At 68.1% G+C, this 22,601-nt stretch carries 24 protein-coding genes; 6 read left to right on the top strand and 18 right to left on the bottom strand.

Annotated elements, in window-relative coordinates:
* Positions 1-54: 54 nt before the first annotated feature.
* The 3 genes from ABZS29_RS14250 to ABZS29_RS14240 are packed head-to-tail and all read right to left on the bottom strand — an operon-like array spanning position 55 to position 1,850.
* Entirely contained in the window at positions 55-726 is a 672-nt protein-coding gene (locus ABZS29_RS14250; RefSeq protein WP_355461836.1) for a phosphotransferase, read from the bottom strand.
* Positions 727-1,527: a VOC family protein gene (locus ABZS29_RS14245; RefSeq protein ID WP_355461834.1), complete on the bottom strand. Its 801-nt coding sequence runs from the start codon at positions 1,525-1,527 to the stop codon at positions 727-729.
* Entirely contained in the window at positions 1,524-1,850 is a 327-nt protein-coding gene (locus ABZS29_RS14240) for a metalloregulator ArsR/SmtB family transcription factor (protein WP_355461832.1), read from the bottom strand. The genes ABZS29_RS14245 and ABZS29_RS14240 overlap by 4 nt, the downstream gene beginning before the upstream one ends.
* 73 nt (positions 1,851-1,923) lie before the next feature.
* Here ABZS29_RS14240 and ABZS29_RS14235 point away from each other — a divergent pair, with 73 nt between their 5' ends.
* Positions 1,924-2,175 carry an amphi-Trp domain-containing protein gene (locus ABZS29_RS14235; RefSeq protein ID WP_355461831.1) on the top strand — a complete coding sequence of 84 codons (252 nt, stop codon included), beginning with the start codon at positions 1,924-1,926 and terminating at the stop codon, positions 2,173-2,175.
* Between the two features lie 43 nt (positions 2,176-2,218).
* Here ABZS29_RS14235 and ABZS29_RS14230 read toward each other — a convergent pair whose 3' ends face one another.
* The 5 genes from ABZS29_RS14230 to ABZS29_RS14210 are packed head-to-tail and all read right to left on the bottom strand — an operon-like array spanning position 2,219 to position 7,794.
* Entirely contained in the window at positions 2,219-3,154 is a 936-nt protein-coding gene (locus ABZS29_RS14230) for an ABC transporter ATP-binding protein (protein WP_355461829.1), read from the bottom strand.
* Complete coding sequence (locus ABZS29_RS14225; protein ID WP_355461827.1) at positions 3,148-4,074, bottom strand: ABC transporter ATP-binding protein; 927 nt, start codon at positions 4,072-4,074, stop codon at positions 3,148-3,150. The genes ABZS29_RS14230 and ABZS29_RS14225 overlap by 7 nt, the downstream gene beginning before the upstream one ends.
* Positions 4,075-4,100: 26 nt before the next feature.
* Positions 4,101-4,985, bottom strand: coding sequence for an ABC transporter permease (locus ABZS29_RS14220; RefSeq protein ID WP_355461825.1), 885 nt, complete (start codon positions 4,983-4,985; stop codon positions 4,101-4,103).
* Positions 4,982-6,001 carry an ABC transporter permease gene (locus tag ABZS29_RS14215; protein WP_355461823.1) on the bottom strand — a complete coding sequence of 340 codons (1,020 nt, stop codon included), beginning with the start codon at positions 5,999-6,001 and terminating at the stop codon, positions 4,982-4,984. The genes ABZS29_RS14220 and ABZS29_RS14215 overlap by 4 nt, the downstream gene beginning before the upstream one ends.
* A complete protein-coding gene (locus ABZS29_RS14210) occupies positions 5,998-7,794 on the bottom strand; it encodes an ABC transporter substrate-binding protein (RefSeq protein ID WP_355461821.1) in 1,797 nt (598 codons plus the stop codon). The genes ABZS29_RS14215 and ABZS29_RS14210 overlap by 4 nt, the downstream gene beginning before the upstream one ends.
* Before the next feature lie 132 nt (positions 7,795-7,926).
* Between ABZS29_RS14210 and ABZS29_RS14205 the strand changes: the two genes are divergently transcribed.
* The 3 genes from ABZS29_RS14205 to ABZS29_RS14195 are packed head-to-tail and all read left to right on the top strand — an operon-like array spanning position 7,927 to position 10,993.
* The gene (locus ABZS29_RS14205; protein ID WP_355461819.1) at positions 7,927-8,520 is read left to right on the top strand and encodes a TetR family transcriptional regulator; all 594 of its coding nucleotides are present in this window, start codon (positions 7,927-7,929) and stop codon (positions 8,518-8,520) included.
* The gene (locus ABZS29_RS14200) at positions 8,517-9,416 is read left to right on the top strand and encodes an ABC transporter ATP-binding protein (protein ID WP_355461817.1); all 900 of its coding nucleotides are present in this window, start codon (positions 8,517-8,519) and stop codon (positions 9,414-9,416) included. The genes ABZS29_RS14205 and ABZS29_RS14200 overlap by 4 nt, the downstream gene beginning before the upstream one ends.
* On the top strand, positions 9,413-10,993 hold the full coding sequence (locus tag ABZS29_RS14195; RefSeq protein ID WP_355461816.1) for an ABC transporter permease: 1,581 nt from the start codon (positions 9,413-9,415) through the stop codon (positions 10,991-10,993). The genes ABZS29_RS14200 and ABZS29_RS14195 overlap by 4 nt, the downstream gene beginning before the upstream one ends.
* A 114-nt stretch (positions 10,994-11,107) precedes the next feature.
* Here the strand turns inward: ABZS29_RS14195 and ABZS29_RS14190 are convergent, their stop codons facing one another.
* A complete protein-coding gene (locus ABZS29_RS14190) occupies positions 11,108-11,875 on the bottom strand; it encodes a DUF1206 domain-containing protein (RefSeq protein WP_355461814.1) in 768 nt (255 codons plus the stop codon).
* A 27-nt stretch (positions 11,876-11,902) separates the two neighbouring features.
* The gene (locus ABZS29_RS14185; RefSeq protein WP_355461813.1) at positions 11,903-12,892 is read right to left on the bottom strand and encodes a stage II sporulation protein M; all 990 of its coding nucleotides are present in this window, start codon (positions 12,890-12,892) and stop codon (positions 11,903-11,905) included.
* An 80-nt stretch (positions 12,893-12,972) separates the two neighbouring features.
* Here ABZS29_RS14185 and ABZS29_RS14180 point away from each other — a divergent pair, with 80 nt between their 5' ends.
* A complete protein-coding gene (locus tag ABZS29_RS14180; RefSeq protein WP_355461811.1) occupies positions 12,973-13,938 on the top strand; it encodes an RDD family protein in 966 nt (321 codons plus the stop codon).
* A gap of 49 nt (positions 13,939-13,987) precedes the next feature.
* Here the strand turns inward: ABZS29_RS14180 and ahcY are convergent, their stop codons facing one another.
* On the bottom strand, positions 13,988-15,424 hold the full coding sequence (gene ahcY, locus ABZS29_RS14175; RefSeq protein WP_355461809.1) for an adenosylhomocysteinase: 1,437 nt from the start codon (positions 15,422-15,424) through the stop codon (positions 13,988-13,990).
* A 116-nt stretch (positions 15,425-15,540) separates the two neighbouring features.
* On the opposite strand from ahcY, the gene ABZS29_RS14170 reads away from it, so the two are divergent.
* The gene (locus ABZS29_RS14170; protein ID WP_355461807.1) at positions 15,541-15,900 is read left to right on the top strand and encodes a MerR family transcriptional regulator; all 360 of its coding nucleotides are present in this window, start codon (positions 15,541-15,543) and stop codon (positions 15,898-15,900) included.
* On the opposite strand, the gene ABZS29_RS14165 is transcribed toward ABZS29_RS14170, so the two are convergent.
* Genes ABZS29_RS14165 through ABZS29_RS14135 form a run of 7 tightly spaced genes read right to left on the bottom strand, consistent with a single transcriptional unit; the run spans position 15,897 to position 22,569 of the window.
* Positions 15,897-16,856, bottom strand: a complete 960-nt coding sequence (locus ABZS29_RS14165; protein WP_355461805.1) for a cation diffusion facilitator family transporter — start codon at positions 16,854-16,856, stop codon at positions 15,897-15,899. The two genes, ABZS29_RS14170 and ABZS29_RS14165, sit on opposite strands and share 4 nt — an antisense overlap.
* Positions 16,857-16,888: 32 nt before the next feature.
* Positions 16,889-18,046, bottom strand: coding sequence for a mannose-6-phosphate isomerase, class I (gene manA / locus ABZS29_RS14160; RefSeq protein ID WP_355461803.1), 1,158 nt, complete (start codon positions 18,044-18,046; stop codon positions 16,889-16,891).
* Positions 18,040-19,116, bottom strand: a complete 1,077-nt coding sequence (locus ABZS29_RS14155; protein ID WP_355461801.1) for an SIS domain-containing protein — start codon at positions 19,114-19,116, stop codon at positions 18,040-18,042. Before ABZS29_RS14155 ends, manA begins: the two co-directional genes overlap by 7 nt.
* Complete coding sequence (locus tag ABZS29_RS14150; protein WP_355461799.1) at positions 19,113-19,319, bottom strand: Trm112 family protein; 207 nt, start codon at positions 19,317-19,319, stop codon at positions 19,113-19,115. The genes ABZS29_RS14155 and ABZS29_RS14150 overlap by 4 nt, the downstream gene beginning before the upstream one ends.
* A complete protein-coding gene (locus tag ABZS29_RS14145) occupies positions 19,319-20,707 on the bottom strand; it encodes a phosphomannomutase/phosphoglucomutase (RefSeq protein WP_355461798.1) in 1,389 nt (462 codons plus the stop codon). The genes ABZS29_RS14150 and ABZS29_RS14145 overlap by 1 nt, the downstream gene beginning before the upstream one ends.
* Positions 20,708-20,744: 37 nt before the next feature.
* On the bottom strand, positions 20,745-21,488 hold the full coding sequence (locus tag ABZS29_RS14140; protein WP_355461796.1) for a ThuA domain-containing protein: 744 nt from the start codon (positions 21,486-21,488) through the stop codon (positions 20,745-20,747).
* Positions 21,481-22,569: a Gfo/Idh/MocA family oxidoreductase gene (locus ABZS29_RS14135; protein ID WP_355461794.1), complete on the bottom strand. Its 1,089-nt coding sequence runs from the start codon at positions 22,567-22,569 to the stop codon at positions 21,481-21,483. The genes ABZS29_RS14140 and ABZS29_RS14135 overlap by 8 nt, the downstream gene beginning before the upstream one ends.
* Positions 22,570-22,601 lie beyond the last annotated feature (32 nt).

The raw sequence follows: 22,601 nt of genomic DNA, 5'->3' as shown, positions 1-22,601 counted from the left end.
TGAACGGATATCCGTTCAAATGCGCGCGGGAGGAGAGCGGTGGTGAGGGGCGGGTTAGTGGAGGTGGGTGGCGAAGGTGTGTCGGTGGGTGGTGGTGAAGTCGTGTGCGGCGCGGGACCAGGTGATGCGGTCGGCGCGTTGGGCGGGGGTTACCTGGGCTGGGGTTTCGGTCCAGAAGCGGACGTTGCGGGACTGGCGTTCGAGGATGGCGTCGGTGAGGGCTTCGCGTTGGGGCGGGGTGAGGGCGTAGGCGTCGGCGAGGACCCGGACTTGGGCGGCCTGGCGGTCGGGGTCGTCGTACTTGGCGGCTATGCACCAGGTCCAGGCGGCGTAGCCGAGGTCTTCGAGGGGGCTGCCGGGTTCGGCGGTGTCGAAGTCGATGAGGGCTACGGGGAGGTCGTCGCGAAAGACGGTGTTGTTGGGGCCGGGGTCGTGGTGGCAGATCACCCGGTTCGGGGCGGTGCGGGTGGCTTCGTGGAAGGCACGGAGCAGTACGCCGAAGGCTGCGACCTGCGCGTTTTGCCAGCGCTGGAAGCGATCTGGGACCCATCCGTCGAGGTAGCTGAGGATTTCGCGGCCCTGGTCGTCTTGGCCCAGGTAGCGCGGTGCTCCGGCGAAACCACGGGCCTCCAACTGCCGAAGTAGCCCGGGAGTGCCGGGCGACGCGGGGCGCCGTACGGTGTTGGAGATCCGTACGACGCCTGGCGTGATGCGGCCGCCTTGCATCTACTGGGTGGGGCGGGCTTGGGCGAAGGTCCAGTGGTGGCCTTCGAGGTCTTCAGTCTCGTAGCGGCGGTAGCCGTGCTGGTGAATCTCGGAGAGGATCTTGGCGCCGGACTGCTGGGTGCGCGCGAAGTGGGCGTCGAGGTCGTCGACGTAGATCCAGGTGCTGTGGTCGTGCTGCGGTGCACGGTCGTCGGTACGCCGGAACAGGATGAGACTGCGGTCGCCCACGTTGAGCTCGATCCAGGACGGCGTGGTGCCCTCCGCCGGGATGCTGGTCCAGGAGTCGAGGCCGAAGACGTTGTGCAGCCAGCGGGCTGCGGCGGCCGGGTCTTGGTAGTACAGAGCGACGGCCAGCCGGTCGAGCTCACGCGGCGTCGTGGGAGCGGTGTCGCGGCGGGCGATCCACTGCGGCACCCACTTGATGACGTTTGTCCAGAAGTAGAAGGCCTTCTCGCCACCCGCAACCAGAGCCTGTACGACGGTCACCCGCGTACCGTTGCCCGCGGCATCGAAGGTGATCCGCGTCTCGGTGTCGTCCACGGAACTGCGATAGCCGAACCGAACACCGGGCTCCCAGTCGGTGATGGTCCCGAGCACGAGCACGTCGTCGGGCAACGAGTACACCTCGAGCAGCCGACCACCGACACCAGGTTCGATCTGCATGGCCGTGGCTCGTGCCGCGTCGAAGAAGTTGATCGGACCGCGGACCCACCACAGGTCGATCTCCTCCGTGAAGATCCGGAACGCGGTCGCCGGGTCGACCGGCACCTCGACAGTTGCTGTCGCTGACAGTTCGGTCATGAGTTCTCCACGTGTCGTTTGAAGGCACCCAGTTGCTCGCGCCAGTGCGCTTGGACCTGGTCGAGCCAGGCCTGGACGGCGACCACGGGTTCGGGGTTCAGGCGGAACAGGCGGACGCGGGCGTCGTCGGGGACGCGTTCGTCGGCGACCAGACCGGCTTCGAGCAGGATCCGCAGGTGCCGACTCATCGCGGGTGACGAAGACCCCGTGGCCGTGGCCAGCTGGCCGGCCCGCTGCGGTCCCTCACCGAGCAGCTGCACGACCTGCCGCCGGGTCGGATCGGCGAGCACTTCGAAGAACCGGTCGACCTGATCTTCCACCATCCTGCAATAGTTCTATCCGCTGTTAACTATTGTCAACCCCTCGAAGAACCTCGCGTTTGGTTGGATAGGCGCCATGAGTGAGAGAGATGTCGAGAAGGACTACACGGTCGCCGAGTTCGCCGCCAAGCTCCGCCGGCTGGCCGACGCCCTCGAGGCGGGCAAGCCGTTCCGGATCCAGGTCGCCGGCGAGCGCTTCACCGTGCCGAAGAACGCTCGGATCAGCGTCGAGCACGAGCGTTCCGAGGACGAGGAAGAGGTCGAGTTCCAGCTGAAGTGGGCACTCGCCGACGCCGACGAGGACCCCGAGGACGACGACGAGGTCTGACCGGCGACCGGCCGGGGCCCACGACACTGGGGGCCCCGCCAGGTCAGCTGGTTGTCCGCAGCGCCGGTACGACGTGGCACGCGACCTGCGCGTCGGTCGTCGCCGAGAGGACGGGCAGCGGGGTCGACGTACAGGCCGGTACACCGTTGCCGGCGGCCACTAGTTGGCAGCGGGGATGGAAGCGGCATCCGGACGGGATCTGCGTCGGGTCCGGTGGCTCGCCGGTCAAGATGATGCGCTCGGGAGATTCGGGCAGTACCGACAGCAGCGCCTGGGTGTAGGGGTGTTGCGGGCTTGTCAGCACGTCCTCGGTGCGGCCGGACTCGACGATGCGGCCGAGGTACATCACCGCGACCCGGTCGGCGATGTTCCAAGCCAGTCCGAGGTCGTGCGTGACGACGAGGGCGCCGAGACCGAGGTCGTCGCGCAGGCGGAGCAGCAGCGCCAGGATCTCGCCGCGGATGGAAGCGTCCAGGGAGGCGACCGGTTCGTCCGCGATCAGGATCTTCGGGTCCAGCGCGAGGGCGCCGGCGATCACCACCCGCTGACGCTGACCACCTGACAGTTCGTGCGGATAGCGCAGGAAGAACCGCTCCGGCGGCCGCAGCCCGGCCCGGGCGAGCGCCGAGGCGACGATCGCCTCTTCGTCGGGCAGCTTGTGGATTCGCGGGCCTTCGGCAACGGCTTCGTAGACGGTATGGCGAGGATTGAGCGAGCCGGTGGGATCCTGCAGGACGAGCTGCACCTGACGACGGAAGGAGCGGAGCGCCCGGCCGGAGTAGGACAACGGGCGGCCTTCGTAGGACACCGTGCCCGAGTGGGGCTTCTCCAGACCCAGGAGCGTGCGCGCGAGCGTGGTCTTGCCGCAGCCGGACTCCCCGACGAGGGCAACGATCTCGCCCGGCGCGATGGACAGGTTGACTCCGTCGACGGCCCGGGCGCGACCGAACTCCACCACCACATTGGTTGCCTCTAGCATGTTTCCTCCACCAGGACACAAGCAGCGTGGCGGTCTGGTCCGGCCGGGCGGAGCTCAATAGGACCAACGGCACAGCTCTCGAGAGCGACCGGGCACCGCGGATGGAACGAGCAGCCGCCCGGCAGGGACTGCGGGTCCGGCGGGTCGCCGGCGAGCCCTCGCGGCGCGAGACGCGAGGCCGGATCACCGACCGTCGGGAAGGCTGCGGACAGCGCCTGGCTGTACGGGTGCTTGAACGAGGAGCCAGCAGGACCGGTCTCCACCAACCGCCCCGCATACATGATCGCCAGCCGATCGCAGACGTCCGCGAGCACCGACAAATCGTGCGAGATCATCAGCAGTGAAATCCCATGCGAGGCGATCAGTTCCCGAATCAGCGACAACACCTGCGCTTGCACCATCAGGTCGAGCGCGGTCGTCGGTTCATCCGCGATGATCAGCTGCGGCGAGCAGGCCAGCGCCATCGCGATCATCACTCGTTGCCGTTGGCCACCACTCAGCTCGTGCGGATAACTCCGCGCTCGCCACGCCGGCAACCCGACCTGCTCCAGCAGCTCCGCCACCCGCGACCGAGCTTCGGTGGCCGACGCCAGCCGATGCACCAGCAGCGGCTCCGCGATCTGTTCGCCGATCCGCCGTACCGGGTTCAGGCCGTGCTGGGCGCCCTGAAAGACGATCGACGCCGACGACCACCGGACCGCCCGCAGGCGGCCCCACTTCATCGTCACGATGTCCTCGCCGCCGAGCAGGATCCGGCCGTCGATCCGCGCGGACCGCGGCAGCAATCGCAGCAGCGACAGCGCGATCGTCGACTTCCCCGATCCCGACTCCCCCGCCAGCCCGACCGCCTCACCGGCGGCGAGCGCCAACGACACTCCCCGTACGGCGGGGATGTCGCCGCCCGCCGTACGGTAGGTCACCGAGAGATCGTCCAGCTCGAGCATCATCAGGCCGCCCGGGCGCGTAGTCGCGGATTCAGCACAGTCTCCAAAGCCCTTCCACACAAGGTGAAAGCCATCACCACGGCCACGATGCAGAGACCTGGCACGAGGATGTACCACCAGGCGCCGGCGGTCGCCGCACCCCAGTCGTACGATCCGCGCAGCATCGTCCCCCACGAGGTCTTGTTCGCGCTCACGCCGAGGAAGGCCAGCGTCGACTCGGTGACGATCGCGCTGGCGACCTCGAGCGTCGTACTTGCCAGCAGCAACGGTGCGACGTTCGGCAACACGTGCCGGGTGGTGATGTGCCAGTGCCCGGCACCGAGTGCGAGCGAGCGTTCGATGTACGGCCGAGCCTCGACGGCGAGCGTCTGGGCGCGGATCAGCCGAGCCGTCGACGGCCAGGACGTGACGCCGATCGCGATCACGATCGTCGCCGTACTGCCACCGAGAATCGCCGCCAGCACCAGCGCGGTCACCAACGACGGCAGCACCAGGAACCAGTCGGTCACCCGCAAGACGATCGCGCCCGCCCAGCCCCGGAAGTGACCGGCAGCGATCCCCAGCACGGTCCCGATCACCATGCTGAGCAGGGCCGCGAGGAACCCGATCAGCAGCGACGTCCGCGAGCCCCACCAGATCATCAGCAACACGGATCGCCCGGACTCGTCCGTCCCCAGCGGGTAGTCCAGGCTCGGCGGCGCGAGTTTGGCGCCCGTGCCGGAGACCACGTTCGTGACGCCGGAGTCGATGAAGAGCGGCGCGACCAAGGCGAGCACCACGGCGACAATCAGTACGACGAGGCCCGCCATACCAGCCTTGTGCGTGCGGAAGTCGCGCCAAAAGCGTTGCACAGCACGCTGCCGTCGTACCCACGTCAAGCTGCTCATACCGACCTCACCCGCGGATCAAGGACGTGGTAGATCACGTCGGCCAAGGTGTTCATCAGGATCACCGAGACCGTGATCAGCAGGAACGTGCCCTGCATCAGCGTGAAGTCCGGCACCCGGATCGCCTCGTAGAACAACTGCCCGAGCCCCGGCCAGCTGAAGATCGCCTCGACCGTCACCGCACCGCCGACGACGAACCCGATCCGCATGAACACCAGCGTCACCGTCGGCAGCAACGCATTCGGTACGGCGTGCCGCCGCCTGATGTCGTCGTCCTTCAACCCCTTGGCCCGTGCGGTCGTGATGTAGTCCTGCTCGACCTCGTCCAGCACCGACGACCGCATCACCAGCAGGTACTGCGCATAAACCACAGCCACCAGAGTCAGGCACGGCAACACCATGTGCTGAGCCACATCGAGCACATAGCCGAACCCGGACGGCGCATCCACGGAAGCGATGCCCCGGGTCGGGAAGAGACCAGGAATCGGCCCGATCCCAGCCGCAAAAACCATCAGCAGCAACAACCCGAGCCAGAACGTCGGTACCGACCACAGCACCAGCGAGATCGCCGTCGAGAACCGGTCGAACCTCGACCCCGGCTTCCACCCGGCCCGCGCGCCCTGCCAGATCCCCAAGCTGACCGCCATCACCAGCGCGGTCCCGGTGAGCAACAGCGTCGGCCCGATCCGCTCACCGATCAGGTCCAGCACCGGCCGCTTGTACTCGTACGACGTACCGAGGTCGAAGCGCAGGGTCTGCCCGACGAAATGCAGGAACTGCTCTGGCAGCGACTTGTCGAGCCCAAGCCGAGCACGCTCCAGATCCAGCTGCTCCGGCGTCATGTTGCGGCCCTGCGCCAGCGCGCGGACCGGGTCGCCGGGCAGCATCCGGAACAGGAAGAAGGTGGCGATGACCACCATCGCGATGCTCAGCAGCGCCCCGCCCGCCTTGGTCGCCGCGTAGCGCAGCAAGCCATGACGGGCCGGGGCCGCTGCGACCTCGGTGACGACGGTCATTCGCGCTCGTCGGCCGCACCGCGCTGGCGCCGGAGCAGGAAGACCGCAGCTGCGATCAGAATGATGCCGCCGGCAACGACTCCGACGATCAGGCCGGTGCTAGCGCCCTCGTCCGCGGCCGCCGTACCGTCCTTGGTCACCGCCTCGACCGTGTAGAACGGCCAGTAGCTGCTGCCGCCGTACAGGATGCCCTTGTCCTCGGGGATCGGCGTGATGCTCGCGATCCGGTCCTTGCGGTAGCCCTCGAGGTCGTTCGGGTAGTAGAGGGCGATCACCGGCGCGTCGACGTACAGGCGTTCCTGCATCTTCTTGATGATGTCGGCGCGCTTCGGGCGGTCGAGTTCCTTCTGCTGCTGCTTGTAGAGGTCCTCGTACTGCGGGTCGCAGTAGAACGACTCGGTGCCGCCGCCCTGGCCGGACGCGGTCGGCCGCCGGCTGCAGAGGTGGGTGCCGAGCACCTCCTCGGGATCGGGGTTCACCGACCAGCCGCTGATCGCGATGTCGAACAGGGCCGTCGTACCGGTCTCCTCGGTGAACTTGCTGGAGTCGAGCCGGCGCGCGGTCAGGCCGATGCCGACCTCCTTGAACCAGCCGGTCAGGTACTCCGACAGCTTCTCCTCGCTCGGTGCGTCAGTGTGGATGCTGAACCGGAACTGGAGTTTGCGCGATCCGTCCGGCATCGTGCGAATGCCGTCGGCACCCTTCTTGTAGCCGGCGTCGTCGAGGATCTTGTTCGCCTTGGCCACGTCGTACGTGATCTTCTCAGGCCCGGACGCCTCCCAGAAGAAGCTCTTGTACAGCGGCGGCACGATCGAGCCGTCGGCCGGCCGGGCCAGCCCGTTCTGCGTCTCGTCGACCAGCTTCTGCTTGTCGATCGCGTAGTGCAGCGCCTGCCGCACCTTCGGATCCTTCAGCGCCGGATGACCGTCGCCGATCGGCTTGTTGTCGCTGGTGGTGGCGCCGTGGTTGATCTGCAGGTACGTCGCCCGCCGGCCCTCGGCGTTCCACTGGACGATGTTGTCGTCGCCCTTCAGTGCCTCGAAGTCCGGCGGCGAGAGGCGACCGATCAGGTCGATGTCACCCTTCTTCAGCCCGACGATCGAGGCCGCCGGGTTGTCGTAGAAGATCATCTGCAGCTCGTCGACCTTCGGCGCGCCCCGCCAGTAGTCCTTGTTCGCCTCGAGCCGCACGAACTGGTCCTTCTTGTACTCGACGGCGACGTACGGCCCGCTGCCCACGGTCGGGTACTGGTCGGCCTCGTACTTCGCGATGTCGGTGACCTTTTCCCAGACGTGCTTGGGCATGATCGGGACCGGGTTGTCGAGCATCGACGCCTGCGGCGACTTCAGCTTGATGGTCAGGTCCTGACCGCTCGCGGTGACACTGGCGAAGTTCTCGACCGCCGGTCCGTTGCCGGTCTTGGCGGCGTCGTCGGTCATCATCTTGTTGAACGTCCAGGCGGCGTCGTCCGCGGTGATCGGCTGCCCGTCGGACCACTTCGCGGTCCGGATCTTGAAGGTCCAGGTCAGACCGTCGGGTGACGTCGTCCAGGACTCGGCGAGATCCGGGCTGGGCTGCAGGGTCTTGGAATCCGGCACCGTCAGGAAGCTGTACATCAGGCGCTGCAACGATCCCGAGACCAGCCGGACGGCCAGGAACGGGTTCATCGAGTCGACCGCCTGGGTCACTCCGATCTTGACCACTTTGCGGCCCGGATCGGCGGCGAACGCCGTTCCCGGTACCGCGGTCACCAGACACAGTGCTCCGAGGACTGCCAGCCACCGTTTGATCATGGGAAGAAACCACACCAGCGACCGCCGCCCTGTCAACGAGATACCAATCTTCGTCACATATACGTCATCAACTTTCGACTTGACTACACGGTCGTGTAGCTGTCTACTCGATCGTGTAGTCAAGGAGGAACCATGAACGACGACCTGACCGCACGCGCCCGGATCCGGGACGCGGCGATCAAGCTCTTCACCGAGCGCGGCATCGAGGGCGCCTCGATCCGCGACATCGCGACCGAGGCCGGCGTCTCGTCCGGGCTGATCCGGCACCACTTCGGGTCGAAGGAGGCGTTGCGCGAGGCGTGTGACAACTACGCCCGGGACCGGATGTTCCAGCTGAGCCGCGAGCTGATCGACGAGCAAGGGCTCGAGAACGTCAGCATCGCCACGGTGCAGCCGGTCTCGTTCCCGCTCCAGACCTACCTGGTCCGCTCGATGATGGACGGCTCGGAGACCGCCGCCGCGCTCTTCCAGCAGACCGTCGAGTACGGCGAGGAGTGGGCCAAGACGCACGGTGTCGTCACTGACGACTTCCGGGCCTGGTCCGCGGTGATCACCGTGATGAAGCTCGGCGTCTTCGTGCTCCGCGACCAGCTCGAACAATCCCTCGACATCGACATCTCGACCGCCGACGGCTACGCCCGGCTGACCCGGGCCTTCGTCGACATCTTCTCCCAGCCACTGCTCACGCCCGAGCAAGCGGCGAACCTGCGAAAGGACCCCTCATGACCGCTGCGGCGATTCACACCGAGGGCCTGGTCAAGACCTTCGGTCGTACCCGCGCTCTGGACGGTCTCGACCTGACTGTGCGCACCGGCGAAGTGCACGGCTTCCTCGGACCGAACGGCGCCGGGAAGACCACGACGATCCGGATCCTGCTCGGGATGACCCGTCGCTCCGATGGGACGGCGCGCTTGCTGGGTGGCGACCCGTGGTCGGATGCCACCGCTCTGCACCGCAGGCTCGCCTACGTCCCCGGCGATGTGACCTTGTGGCCGAACCTGTCCGGTGGCGAGGCGATCGACCTGCTCGGCCGGATGCGCGGCGGCCTGGACAAGAAGCGCAAGACCGAACTGCTGGAGCGGTTCGACCTCGACCCGCGGAAGAAGGCCCGGACGTACTCGAAGGGCAACCGGCAGAAGGTCGCGCTGGTGGCGGCCTTCGCGTCGAATGTCGAACTGCTGCTCCTCGACGAGCCCACCTCGGGGTTGGACCCGTTGATGGAGGAGGTCTTCCGCGAGGTCGTGCAGGAAATCAGCGCCGGCGAAGGCAAGACCGTGTTGCTGTCGAGCCACATCCTGTCCGAGGTCGAGGCGCTCTGCGAGCGGGTCACGATCATCCGGGCCGGCCGTGCGGTGGAGAGCGGGACGCTGTCCGGGCTGCGGCACCTGACCCGTACGTCGATCACGGCGGAGCTGGCCGGCCCGTCGAACGGTTTGGGTTCGATGACCGGCGTCCATGACCTGCGGATTGAGGACGGGGTGGTGCGATTCGACGTCGACACCGAGGAGATCAACGCCGTACTGCGGCAACTGGTCGACGTCGGCGTACGGAGTCTGGTCAGCCAGCCGCCGACGCTGGAGGAACTGTTCCTGCGGCTGTACGAACCGGAGGTGGCCCGATGACAGGCACTCTCGGGTTGATGCGGTTGATCTTGCGCCGGGACCGCTTCGTGCTGCCGCTGTGGATCGTGTTGCTGGTCGCGATCCCGGTCAGCTACGCCGCGTCGTACGGCGAACTCTTCCCGACCGCGGAGTCGCGGCTGAGCTACGCGAACAACGCCGGCTTCATCACCCTGTACGGCGAACTGGCCGGAACGTCGCTCGGAGAATTCGTCACCTGGCGACTCGGGTTCGTGCCACTGATGGTCGGGTTGATCGCGTTGCTCACGGTGATCCGGCATACCCGGGTCGAGGAAGAGACCGGGCGGTCCGAGCTCCTCGGGTCGAGCGTGGTGGGGCGGCACGCGGGGCTTGCCGCTGCACTGCTGGTTGCCTTCGGCGCCAATGTGGTGCTTGGCGGATTGCTTGCTGTCGGCATGCACAGTCAGGATCTGCCGCGGGCGGGATCGGTTGCCTTGGGCCTCGAATTCGCCAGTGCTGGTTGGGTCTTCGCCGCGGTCGGTGCGGTCGCGGCGCAGATGACGGCCAACGCGGGGACTGCTCGCGGCCTGGCGATCGGCGTACTGGGGGCGTCGTTCGTGCTGCGCGCAACCGGTGACACGAGTGCGCACACCGACGGGCCGCTCGCCTGGTTGTCGTGGCTGTCGCCGGTCGGCTGGGCGCAACGCATCCACCCGTACGGCGCCAACCAGTGGTGGCTGGGCGGATTGTTGCTCGCGACAACCGTCGTACTGGTGGCGGTTGCGGTTCAGCTCGCCGTACGGCGTGATGTCGGGTCGGGGCTGTTGCCGGCTCGGCTCGGGCCGGCCGAGGGACGGTTGGGTACGCCGCTGGGGTTGGCGTGGCGACTGCACCGCGGACTGTTGGTCGCGTGGACCTCGGCGCTTGCCTTGCTGGGCTTGCTGTTCGGCGGGGTCGCCGAAGGCGTCGGCGACATGTTGCGTGACGACCCGAAGCTGCAGGAGCTGTTCCAGCGGATGGGCGGCGAGGCCGGGCTGATCGACTCGTTCCTGGTCGGCGTCATGTCGATCACCGGGCTGATTGCGTCGGCGTACGCGGTCCAAACGACGCTGCGGCTACGCGCTGAGGAGACGAGCGGTCGGGCCGAACCCGTCCTCGCCACGGCGACCAGTCGGCTGCACTGGGCGCTGAGCCACCTGGCCTTCAGCCTGCTCGGCCCCGCCGTAGCCCTCCTCGCCGCCGGCGCAGCGGCCGGTCTCGCCTACGGCCTGGCCGTCGACGACCTCGGGACACAGCTCCCCCGCCTGATCGCCGCCGCCCTCGTCCAACTCCCCGCAGTCTGGCTCCTGGCGGCTCTCACCCTCGCCCTGTTCGGTCTCCTCCCCCGCCTCACCCCCGCCGCCTGGGCCGGCCCCGCCGTCTGTCTCCTCATCAGCCTCGCCAGCGCCGGCACCCAACTAGCCCCCTGGCTCAAAGACATCTCCCCGTTCACCCACCTCCCCGCGCTCCCCGGCGGCCCGACTCACGTCCTACCGATCCTCACCCTCCTCCTCATCACCGCCGCCCTCACCACCACCGGCCTGACCACCCTCCACCACCGAGACCTCCCCACCACCTGATGTCGCGCCGCCGTCGAGGAGCGGACCGCTGGGCCATCACAAGTGCGAGCGTTGGCTACCCGCGCGCGTGGGGGTGGGCGGGGTGGGACAGTTGTGATGGCGTGGGCGTCCGCTCTAGACCTTTGCGTTGCGGGACCAGACGAAGCAGTAGACGCCGAAGGCGGCGATTCCGAGGGCGAGGACGGTGAGCAGCACCGAGCCGAAGGGCTGCTGCTTGATCGTGTGCAGGGCGGTGTCCAGGCCGCCCGCCTTCTCGGGGTCGTAGCTGATCGCGGCCCAGCCGAACAGCACGCCGACGACGATGAACGCGACGCCCTTGGCGGCGTACCCGATGCGGCCGAGCAGGATGGTCGTGTCGGAGACACCGCCGACCAGGTCCTCGGTGAACTTCTTCGTGTACGCCTTGTACAGCTGGCGAACGCCGACCGCAACCACGGCGACACCGACGGCGACCACGAGTGCGCGACCGATGCCGTGTTCCATCAACCGCGCGGACATCGTGCGTTGCTGGTTGCTGCTCGAACTACTCGTCCCGACCGCGACCTTGATCGCGTTGATGCCGAGGACCAGGTAGACGACGGCACGGCCGGCCATCGACACCCGCTTCTGGGTGTCCAGGTCGGCGTAGACGAGGTCGAGGACGCGCCAGCCGACCAGCGCGAACAGGCCGATCGCGACGATCCAGAGCAGGACGCCACCGAGCGGCTTACCGGCGAGCTCCTGGAGCGCGCCTTGCTGGGATGCCTCCTGCGACGACTGTCCCCAGGCCAGTTGCAGGGCGATCCACGCGACCAGGAGGTGGACGACGCCGTACGCGATCAGGCCGACCGTGACGGCGACGCCGTACCCCTTGCTGTGTCTGACTTGCTGGGCGGATCTCATTTACTTCCAGTGCCCAGGGACAAACGATTACACGGCGATCGGGGCCGCCGCGTCGGTCTCCTCGACATCGCCGGACTCGCCGAGCCGGGCGGCGCGCCGGCCGAGGATGAAGACGTACAGGAAGAAGCCGATCTCGACCAGGATGCCGATGCTGATCCGCACCGGCCCGGGCAGGAACGGCGTCACGAACGCTTCGATCACGCCGGTGAGCAACAGGATCGCGGCCAGCCCGATCGCCATCCCGATGGTGGCGCGGCCGGTTTGAGCGAGAGCTTGCATGCGGGTCCGCGCGCCGGGGACGATCCACGACCAGCCCAGCCGCAGGCCGGCCGCGGACGCGATGAAGACCGCAGTGAGTTCGAGCAGACCGTGCGGGGTGATCAGGCTGAAGAACAGACCGCCCTTGTCGTGGCTGATCATCAGCCCGGCGCTGACGCCGAGGTTGAGCGCGTTGTCCCAGAGGATGAAGATCGACGGGATCAGCAAGATACCCAGCGCCAGTACGGCGGCACTCAGCGTGGCGTTGTTGATCCAGACCCGCAGCGCGAAGTCCTGGGCCGGGTTCTCCGAGTAGTACGCCTCGAAGTCGTGGTCGACCAGCTGCTGGATCTGCGCGGGGGCAGCGATCGAGTCGATCACTTCGGGGTGCGCCAGAATCCGCCAGGCCGACCAGGCCGCTACCAGGTAGAACAGCAGGCCGATGGTCAGCCACCAGCGCCTGGAGACGTAGAGCGCGGCTGGGAACGTCACCAGGAAGTACCGGGAGATGTCTCGCCAGACAGGTGCCTGTGCACCGGTCACTGCGCCTCTGGCGTCAGCGATCAGACCGGAGAGCCGTCCGATCGACACTGGGTCCGCACCGGCCGCTCTGAGCGCGGAGAGGTGCGTGCCGACCCGCTGGTAGAGCGTGACGAGCTCCTCTGCCTCAGCACCGGTCAAACGCCGCTGACGACGGGTGAGGTAGGCCAACCGGTCCCACTGCGACTGGTGCACCGAAACGAACGCCTCGACGTCCACAACACACCTCCTCCCCGAGCTGGCTCCTTGCGCTGGCAGACTAGCCCGAGCGGGTGTCTACAGAGGAGGGGGGCGGCAGAGTGTCTCAGCTTGTTACCGGCGAGGCGGTCGTCCTCCAGGTGCGGATCGCACGGATGCCGACGCGCGCGCTGGCGTGTGCGATCGACGTGTTCATCCAGGTGATGGTGCTGAGCGGTGTGCTCGGGCTGATGTTCGGGTTCCTGTTCAGCGAGCAGTCCAGCGAGGCGCTGGCGGTCGCGCTGGTGATGATCGTGGTCCTGCTCGTAGTGATCGGCTACCGGCTGGTGATGGAGACGCTCACTCGTGGGCGGACGGTCGGCAAGATGGTGCTCGGCCTGAAGGTGGTGCGCGACGACGGCTCGTCGATCCGCTTCCGGCACGCGCTGGTTCGGACGCTGATGTGGTTCTTCGTCGACTTCGCGCCGTGGTTCGCGGCCAGCCCGGGCATCGTGGCGAGCCTGATGAACAAGCAGGGCAAGCGAATCGGTGACATGGTCGCCGGCACGGTCGTGATCCGTGAACGCCAGCAGGCAATGTCCTCCCCGCCGCTGTTCGTCCCCGGGCACCTGGTGGCGTGGGCCCAGTCGCTCGAGCTCTCCCAGCTCCCCGACGAGCTCGCGAACACCGCCCGCGACTACCTGGCCCGCTACACCGAACTGCAGCCCGCAGCACGCGCCGCCCTCGGCGAAACCCTCGGCCACCGCGTTGCCCAGGTCACCGCGCCCGCACCGCCGACCCCGATGATCGCCCCGGCGTTCCTCTCCGCGGTTCTGGCTGAGCGCCGCCGGCGTGAGCTCATCCGGTTGGCGGTCGTTCGCCCGGTGAGCACGGGTCCGTTCGCTCCGGCGCCGAGCGACCAGTACGCCGTACCGGCTGGGCCGTTCGCGCCCCCAAGCCCGTACGGCGCCCTGCCGCCCGAGCCGGTGCCGACCTTCGCCCCACCCCCGCCGGCCCCGCAACCGACGCCGGCGACCCACAACGCCCAAGGCTGGGCCACCCCGGGCAGCAACCAGTCCGGCTGGTAGGTACAACGCAAAAGCGCCCCACCAGCCGGTGAGGCGCTTTGGCGGTCTGTCAGTAGCGGTAGTGCTCGGACTTGTACGGGCCTTCGACCGGTACGCCGAGGTACGCCGACTGCTCCTTGGTGAGCTCGGTCAGCTTCACGCCGAGCGCGTCGAGGTGCAGGCGGGCGACCATCTCGTCGAGGTGCTTGGGGAGCACGTAGACGTCGGTCGGGTAGTCGGCGGTGCGCACGAAGAGCTCGATCTGGGCGAGCACCTGGTTGGTGAACGAGTTCGACATCACGAACGACGGGTGACCGGTCGCGTTGCCCAGGTTCAGCAGGCGGCCCTCGGACAGCACGATGATCGTGTGGCCGTCCGGGAAACGGAACTCGTCGACCTGCGGCTTGATGTTGGTCCGCACGACGCCGTCGAGCTTGTACAGGCCGGCCATGTCGATCTCGTTGTCGAAGTGACCGATGTTGCCGACGATCGCCTGGTGCTTCATCAGCGCCATGTGATCGGCGGTGATGACGTCCTTGTTGCCGGTCGTGGTGACGAAGATGTCGGCGATCCCGACGACGTCCTCGATCGTGGTGACCTGGTAGCCGTCCATCGCCGCCTGCAGCGCGCAGATCGGGTCGATCTCGGTGACGATGACGCGGGCGCCCTGGCCACGCAGCGACTCCGCGCAGCCCTTGCCGACGTCGCCGTACCCGCAGACGACCGCGACCTTGCCGCCGATCAGGACGTCGGTGGCGCGGTTGATGCCGTCGATCAGCGAGTGCCGGCAGCCGTACTTGTTGTCGAACTTCGACTTGGTGACCGAGTCGTTGACGTTGATCGCCGGGAACAGCAGCGCGCCGGCCTTGTGCATCTCGTAGAGCCGGTGCACACCGGTGGTGGTCTCCTCGGTGACGCCCTTGATGCCCTGGCCGATCCGGGTCCACAGCTGCGGGTCCTCGGTCAGCGTGCGGGTCAGCAGCTTCAGGACGACGGCGTACTCCTCGGAGTCCGCGGTCGACGGGTCCGGGACGGCGCCGGCCTTCTCGAACTCGGTGCCCTTGTGGACGAGCATGGTGGCGTCGCCGCCGTCGTCCAGGATCATGTTCGGGCCCTCTTCGCCCGGCCACTTCAGCGCCTGCTCGGTGCACCACCAGTACTCCTCCAGCGTCTCGCCCTTCCAGGCGAAGACCGGGACACCGGTGGGGTTGTCGACCGTGCCGTCGGGACCGACGACGATCGCCGCGGCAGCGTGGTCCTGGGTGGAGAAGATGTTGCAGGAGACCCAGCGGACGTCGGCGCCCAGCGCGGTCAGCGTCTCGATCAGTACGGCGGTCTGGATCGTCATGTGCAGCGAGCCCATGATCCGTGCACCGGCGAGCGGCTTGCTCTCGCCGTACTGGGCACGCATCGCCATCAGACCGGGCATCTCGTGCTCGGCCAGCCGGATCTCCTTGCGGCCGAACTCGGCCAGCCCGAGGTCCGCCACCTTGTAGTCGAACGTCATACCGCTCCCCTGCAGAGATTGGGTGTGTTTCCTGCTTGCCTGAGCCTAGAGGGCTCAGCACCCGGGTTTGATCGCTTCACGGGCGTTTTTGACACCGAAATGTCAGGATTGGTGTCATGCGCATCACCGAAGCCGCCAAACGCCTGGGCACAACTCCCCGGATGCTGCGCTACCGGGAGGCGCTCGGCCTGCTCCCGCACTCCCGCTCCGGCCAGACCGCCCAGCGCCAGTACGACGACCGCGACCTGGCCGCCGTACAGCTGGCTCTCGACCTCGAACGCCGGTACGACGTCACCCCGGCCGCACTCGCCTTCGCCCTCCGGGCCCTCGCCGAGCCGTCGGTCGCCGCCGACCTCCGCAACCTCGGCTACCGCACCGGCCGCCTCACGACGCCACCCACCCAGTCCCAGATCGACCGCGAACGCGCCCTGCAATGGCTAGGCCGCTCCGGCGTCCTCCCACCCAGACCGCGTTAGTGCGAGGGGGCTTCGGGTACGGCGGGGCGAGGGTCGGGAATGTGGTTCTCGTGGAAGATGTCGGGCTCGAGGTAGATGTGGACCGACATCGGCTCGGCGGCGCGGATGGCGCGTTCGGCGGCGTCGATGGTCTCGGCGACGACGGCGCTGTCGGCGGTCGCCTCGACTCCGAGCTTCGCGGCGACCAGAAGCTCCTCGGGACCGAGGTGCAGGGTCTTGATGTGGATCAGGCGCTGGACGCCGGGCGTGGTCTCGATCGCGGCGACGATCTTCTGCTGCGCCTCGCGGGTCGCGGACTCACCGAGCAGCAGCGACTTCATCTCGATCGCCAGGAAGATCGCGACGACGACGAGCAGCGCGCCGATCGCCATCGAGCCGAGACCGTCGAAGACGCCGTTGCCGGTGACCAGGGTCAGTACGACACCGATCAGCGCGAGCACCAGACCGGTCAGCGCGGCGAAGTCCTCGAGCAGGATCACCGGGAGCTCGGGCGAGCGGGCGTTGCGGACGAACCTCGGCCAGCTGACCTGCCCGCGGATCTTGTTCGCCTCGATGATCGCGGTCCGGAACGACAGCGACTCCATCACGATCGCGGCCACCAGCACCGCGACCGGGACCCACTTCCAGTTGTCGATGCCGTGCGGGTCGTGGACCTTGTGCCAGCCCTCGTAGAGCGCGAACAGCCCACCGACGCTGAACAGCACGATCGCCACGATGAACGAGTAGACGTACCGCTCGCGGCCGAAACCGAACTGGTGCAGCTCGTCGGCCGCCCGCTTGGCGCGCTTGCTGCCGACCAGCAGCAGCACCTGGTTGCCGGCGTCGGCGAGCGAGTGGATCGCCTCGGCGAGCATCGAGGCCGACTGGGTCAGCCCCCAGGCCGCGAACTTGGTGACCGCGATCCCGGTGTTCGCCAGCAGGGCCGCGACCACGGCCTTGTTTCCGCCACCAGCCATGGTTGTTCAGGTCCTCCGTGAAAATGAAGCGATCAGGGGGCAGACACGACGAACGCCGTGCCGGAACCACGCAGGTTACAGGGTCCCTCGGGTCCACCCGCGAACGCGGACTGCCCGGCGGACAACGTCACACCGTCATAGGTGCCTCCGGCACCGACCTCGACGGATCCGTCCACACAGCAGACGATCCGCGGCCCGGCGCCGGTGACCGTTTGTTCACCGCCGTCGAGCTCCACCCGCCGTACGGCGAAGTATTCGCAGCCGGTCTCGTAGACCCCGTCGGTCGCGGTCAGCACCGGGTCGGTCAGCGGCTCGAAGTCGACGACCGACACCAGCTCCGGCACATCGACGTACTTGCTGGTGAGACCGCCACGCAGCACGTTGTCCGAGTTCGCCATCACCTCGAAGCCGAGCCCGTGCAGGTACGCGTGCACATTCCCGGCCGGCAGGTACACAGCCTCGAACCGCTCCAGCCGCACCCGGTTCAGCAGCAGCGCCGCCAGTACGCCGGGATCGTCCGGGAAGTCCGCGCACAACCGGGCGATCGTGTCGATCTCGAGCCGGTACGCCGACCCCGCGTACTGCGCACAGGCCTCGCCCAGCGCGGCCACGAGCGGCCGGATCGAATCCCGGTCGTTGCTCATGAAGTCGGTGAAGGCCTCCCGCAGCTTGCCGTCGCGCAGTTGCGACGTCAGCTCCTCGAAGCCGACCGGGGCCAGCGCGTCGAGCAACGCGACCGTCGACTCCAGCGGCCGGAATCCGACCAGCGCGTCGAACGGCTCCAGCGCGATCAGGATCTCCGGCTTCGGCCAAGCATCCTTGTAGTTCCGGTCCAACGCATCGCGCGGAATGCCGTCGGCCTCGTCGCGTGCGTAGCCGTCGATCGCCTGCTCCCGCGAGGGATGCGCCTGGATCGACAACGGCTGCGCCGCGGCCAGAAGCTTGGCCAGGAACGGGAACCGGCCGTCGAACGCTTGCGCGACCTCCGATCCCAGGACCTGCTCCGGCGCGCCGGACACAGCGTCGTACAGGGAGTCGCCGGAGGGCAGCACGGAGGGCGCCGACTCGTGCGCGCCCATCCACATCTCCGCCTGTGGCTTGCCGTCCGGCTCGACGCCGAGCAGTTGCGGCAAGGCGGTCGGTGAGCCCCAGGCGTAGTCGCGGATGGTGTTCTGCAGCCGGACTACCACGCCGGGTCCTCCGAGGGGATGCCCGGCTCGTCGAAGTCGTCGTTGACCGCAGTGCCGTAGCGGCCGAGCCCAATCCCCAGGTACGCCGCGGCATAGCGGCCATGCTGGGTGAGAGCGGCGTACCGGGCGATGTCGGTGCCCTCGGCCTGCTTGACCACATGCACTCGCACCTCGTGCCGCTCGGCCTTCAGCGCAAGCTTGTTGCGGGTCTCGACGACCGAGTCGTCGGCCAGACCGTCGTCCAGGATGATCAGCGCCGGCCGCAGCTCGTCGCCCTGATCGAACGGGTCGGCGAACAGGTCCCGCGGCGGCTGGTTGAGCACCGGCAACAGGTGACCGGCGTCAGCAGCCAGCGCCGGCCGGCCACTGGCCAGTCGCAGCGCCTCGACAACTCGACGCGCGGCCCGAGCAGCCAGCACCGAGCCACCCCACACCAGAGGCAGCGCGTCCGCCAGCACAAGCGCGAACTCCTTGGCCGGGTTGGAGACCATGTCGTTGTTGGGCGAGCAGGCGATCGCCACGTCGTCGAGCATCGCCGCCACCGACTTGGCGTCCACGACCGGTCCGAGCTCCATCTGATGCAGCGCCTGCAGTACGGCGACCGCAGCGGCGAGCTGGTCGTCGGACTGCGACGGCAGCCGGATCGCATGCCGCAGACCGGCCGATGCGATCGCGACCGGCGAGTCCTCCGGCGCGGCGACCATCAGACCGCAGCCGCGGCGCGTCGCCTCGGCAGTGGCCGACAGTGCGTCGTGGTCCTCGGACTGTCCACCCAGCACGATCACCAGGTCCAGCGGACCGGCCCACCCCGGCAGACCCGGACCGGGCCACGCCACGAACGGCACCGGGCACACTGGCTCCAGCACCGCGCGCACCAGCCGGGCGTCGCGGCCGGCGGCCACGATGGCGCGCGGCCGGAAGCCGTCGGAGGTCAGCCCGGACAGGATGTCGTCGGCGGCCTCCAGCTCGGCTCGCACTCGGGCACCCGCCATGGCCAGTCGGCGCAACAGGTGATCAGCAGCCTGCAGCGCAGTCGGATCGTCAAGCCGCGAGTCGTCAAAAGCTGTCATGCGTTGTTCGCGGTCTCCTCGGTACGGGTGTCCCGGGCCTCGTCGATCAGCAGCACCGGGATGTCGTCGCGGACCGGGTAGGCCAGCGCGCAGCCGGTGTTCGTGCAGACCAGCTCGTTCGCCTCGTTGTCCACCCGGAACTCCGAGCGGCACTTCGGGCAGACCAGGATGCTCAGCAGGTCCGGGTCCAGATTGACTGCCATCAGTTGTTCCCCTTCGCAGGCGTGCCGGTGATCAGCGCCAGCACTTCGTCGCGGACCCGCTCCATGGTGGCGCGGTCCGCCGCTTCGACGTTCAGCCGTAGCAACGGCTCGGTGTTCGACACACGCACGTTGAACCACCACTGTGACGCGGACACGGTGAGGCCGTCCAGGTGGTCGACGGTGATGCCGTCCTGGGTGCCGTAGGTGTCCTCGATCGCCGCGACCGTGGCGGCCGCGTCGTCGACCTTGTTGTTCAGCTCGCCGGACGCGACGTAGCGCTCGTAGACGGCGAACAACTCGCTGGCCGGCTTGTCCTGCTCACCCAGCGCGGCCAGCACGTGCAGTGCGGCCAGCATGCCGGTGTCGGCCCGCCAGAAGTCCCGGAAGTAGTAGTGCGCCGAGTGCTCGCCGCCGAACACCGCGTCGGTCTCGGCCATCTTCTGCTTGATGTTGGAGTGCCCGACCCGCGTCCGCACCGGTACGCCGCCGTGCTCGGCGACGATCTCCGGCACCGCGTGAGAGGTGATCAGGTTGTACAGGATCGTCGCGCCAGGGTGCTTGGCGAGCTCCCGGACCGCGACCGCACCGGTGATCGCGCTCGGCGAGACCGGGTCGCCCTTCTCGTCGATCACGAAGCAGCGGTCGGCGTCGCCGTCGAACGCGAGCCCGAGGTCGGCGCCGACCTCGACGACCTTGGCCTGCAGGTCGACCAGGTTCTTCGGGTCGAGCGGGTTCGCCTCGTGGTTCGGGAAGCTGCCGTCGAGCTCGAAGTACATCGGCACGATCTCGACCTGACCGGTCGCGAAGACGGCCGGCACGGTGTGCCCGCCCATCCCGTTGCCGGCGTCGACGACCACCTTGAGCGGCCGGATCCTGGTCAGGTCGACGAGATCGTGCAGGTGGTCGGCGTACGCGGTGAGCAGGTCCTTCTCGCGGATCTTGCCCGGTACGGCGGTCGCCGCCGGACCGTCCACGAGCGCCTTCTCGACCAGGTCGGCGATGTCCCGCAGCCCGGAGTCCGCACCGACCGGCGCGGCGCCGGCGCGGCACAGCTTCATGCCGTTGTACTGCGCCGGGTTGTGGCTCGCGGTGAACATCGCGCCCGGCAGGTTCAGCCGGCCGGAGGCGAAGTACAGCTGGTCGGTCGAGGCCAGCCCGATCATGATCACGTCCGCGCCGGTGCTCGCCACGCCCTCGGCGAAGGCGGCCGCCAGCGCCGGGCTGGACGGCCGCATGTCGTACCCGACCACGACCGCCCCGGGGCCCGCGAGCACGTCCAGGACCTCGACGAACGCTGCCCCGGTCGCCCGGGCCACCGACTCGTCGAACTGGTCCGGGACGACTCCGCGGACGTCGTACGCCTTGAAGATCGCCGCAACGTCAACCATGCGTGGACCTTATCCGGCCCAGTGTGAAAGCTGTATTTCAGCCTCGCTCGAACCAGCCGGTCTCGCCGCGATGGTGCACCTCCGGCAGCTGCCGCGGTACGACGGGAGCCGCCCACCCGACCGCGTTCGCGATCACCTGCTGCACGTCGGAGTGGTGGTACGTCGGGAACTCCTGGTCACCCGGCCGGAAGTAGAACACCCGGCCCTGGCCACGGCGGTAGCAGCACCCCGACCGGAATACCTCGCCACCGGAGAACGAGCTGACGAACACGAGCTCGTCCGGCTGCGGGATGTCGAACAGCTCGCCGTACATCTCCTCGCGCTCGATCACCAGCGGATGCGGGATGCCGCGCGCGATCGGGTGCCCGGCCGCGACGGTCCAGATCAGCTCGCGGTCGTTCTCGGCCCGCCAGTCCAGCGAGCACGTCGTACCCATCAGCTTGATGAAGATCTTGCTGAAGTGCGCGGAGTGCAGCGCGATCAGGCCCATCCCGGACAGCACGTGCCGCTGCACCCGCTCGACGACCGCGTCGTCGACCTGGTCGTGCGCCGCGTGCCCCCACCAGGTGAGTACGTCGGTCTCGGCCAGCACCTCCTCGGTGAGGCCGTGCTCGTCCTGCTGCAGCCACGCGGTCCGGACGACGACGTCCTGGCCGAGCTTGTCCCGCAGCGCCGACGCGATCGTCTCGTGCATGGTGTCCGGGTAGAGCTTGCGGACGGTCTCGTCGCGGTCCTCGTGGACGTTCTCGCCCCAGACGGTGACGCGGATCGGATCAGTCATGCAGCACTACCTCTCGTCCTGCCTTCGCCGAGGCGTAGCAAGCGTCGATGACCTCGGTCCGGAGGAGTGCCTCCGACCCGTTCTGCCCTTCCCAGTCGCCGCTCTGGACGATCCGGACGAAGTCCCGCACGACCGCGCGGTGGCCGAGTCCCGGACCGGTCGCGGGCCGCACCTCGGCCGGGATCCCGGCGACGTCGGTGTAGATCCGCAGCGTGTCGTCGTTCGTGTAGTTCTGGACGTCGATCTTCGCGCCGCCCTCGGTGCCGAACAGCTCGATACCGAAGTTGTCGCCCGGCGCCCGGTAGGTCGCCCAGCTGGTCTCCAGCTGCAGCGCGCCGCCGCCCTCGAGTCGCAGGTACGCCGTCGCCAGGTCCTCGACCTCGAACTTCGAACCGAGCGTGTCGACGACCGGCCGTTCCGTACTGTGCACGCTGCCCCGGCCGCGCGGGCCGAGCTCGGCGAACGTATTCGCCGACACCGTGGTGACCTGCGGCTCGCCGAGCAGGTGCAGCGCCATATCGAGGATGTGGACGCCGAGGTCGATCAGCGGGCCGCCGCCGGACAGCTCCCGGTTGGTGAACCAGCCACCCATGCCCGGGATGCCGTTGCGGCGCATCCAGTGCGCCTTGGCGTAGTAGATCCGGCCGAGCTGGCCCTCCTCGATCTGATGCTTGAGGGCGATCACGTCACCGCGCTCGCGGTGGTTGAAGACCACCTTGAGCACCCGGCCGGCCTTCTTCGAGGCCTCGACCATCGCGGTGCCCTCGGCCACAGTCCTGGCCAGCGGCTTCTCCGACAGCACGTGCAGGCCCCGCTCCAGCGCCGCCAAGGCGATCGGGGCGTGCAGCTGCGTCGGCGTACCGATGCTGACCGCGTCCAGACCGGGAGTCTGCAGCAGGTCTTCCCACTTCTCGTAGAGGTGCGGTACGCCGTGCTTCTCGCCCAGGCTGGTCAGGAGCTCCTTCTCCAGCCCGGCCAGCGCGATCACCTCGACGTCCGGCAGCTCGGAGAACGCTTCCAGTGCGGTGCGTCCGGCGAACCCCAGCCCGACGACTCCGACGCGCAGTTTTTGATCGTTCACAGCTGCGATCCTCTCCCGTTGACAACGAAGGT

The organism is Kribbella sp. NPDC005582 (assembly GCF_040605415.1).
Taxonomy (GTDB): Bacteria; Actinomycetota; Actinomycetes; order Propionibacteriales; family Kribbellaceae; genus Kribbella.
Note: the sequence above shows the minus strand (reverse complement) of the source record. Positions and strands in the feature narration are given on the sequence as shown.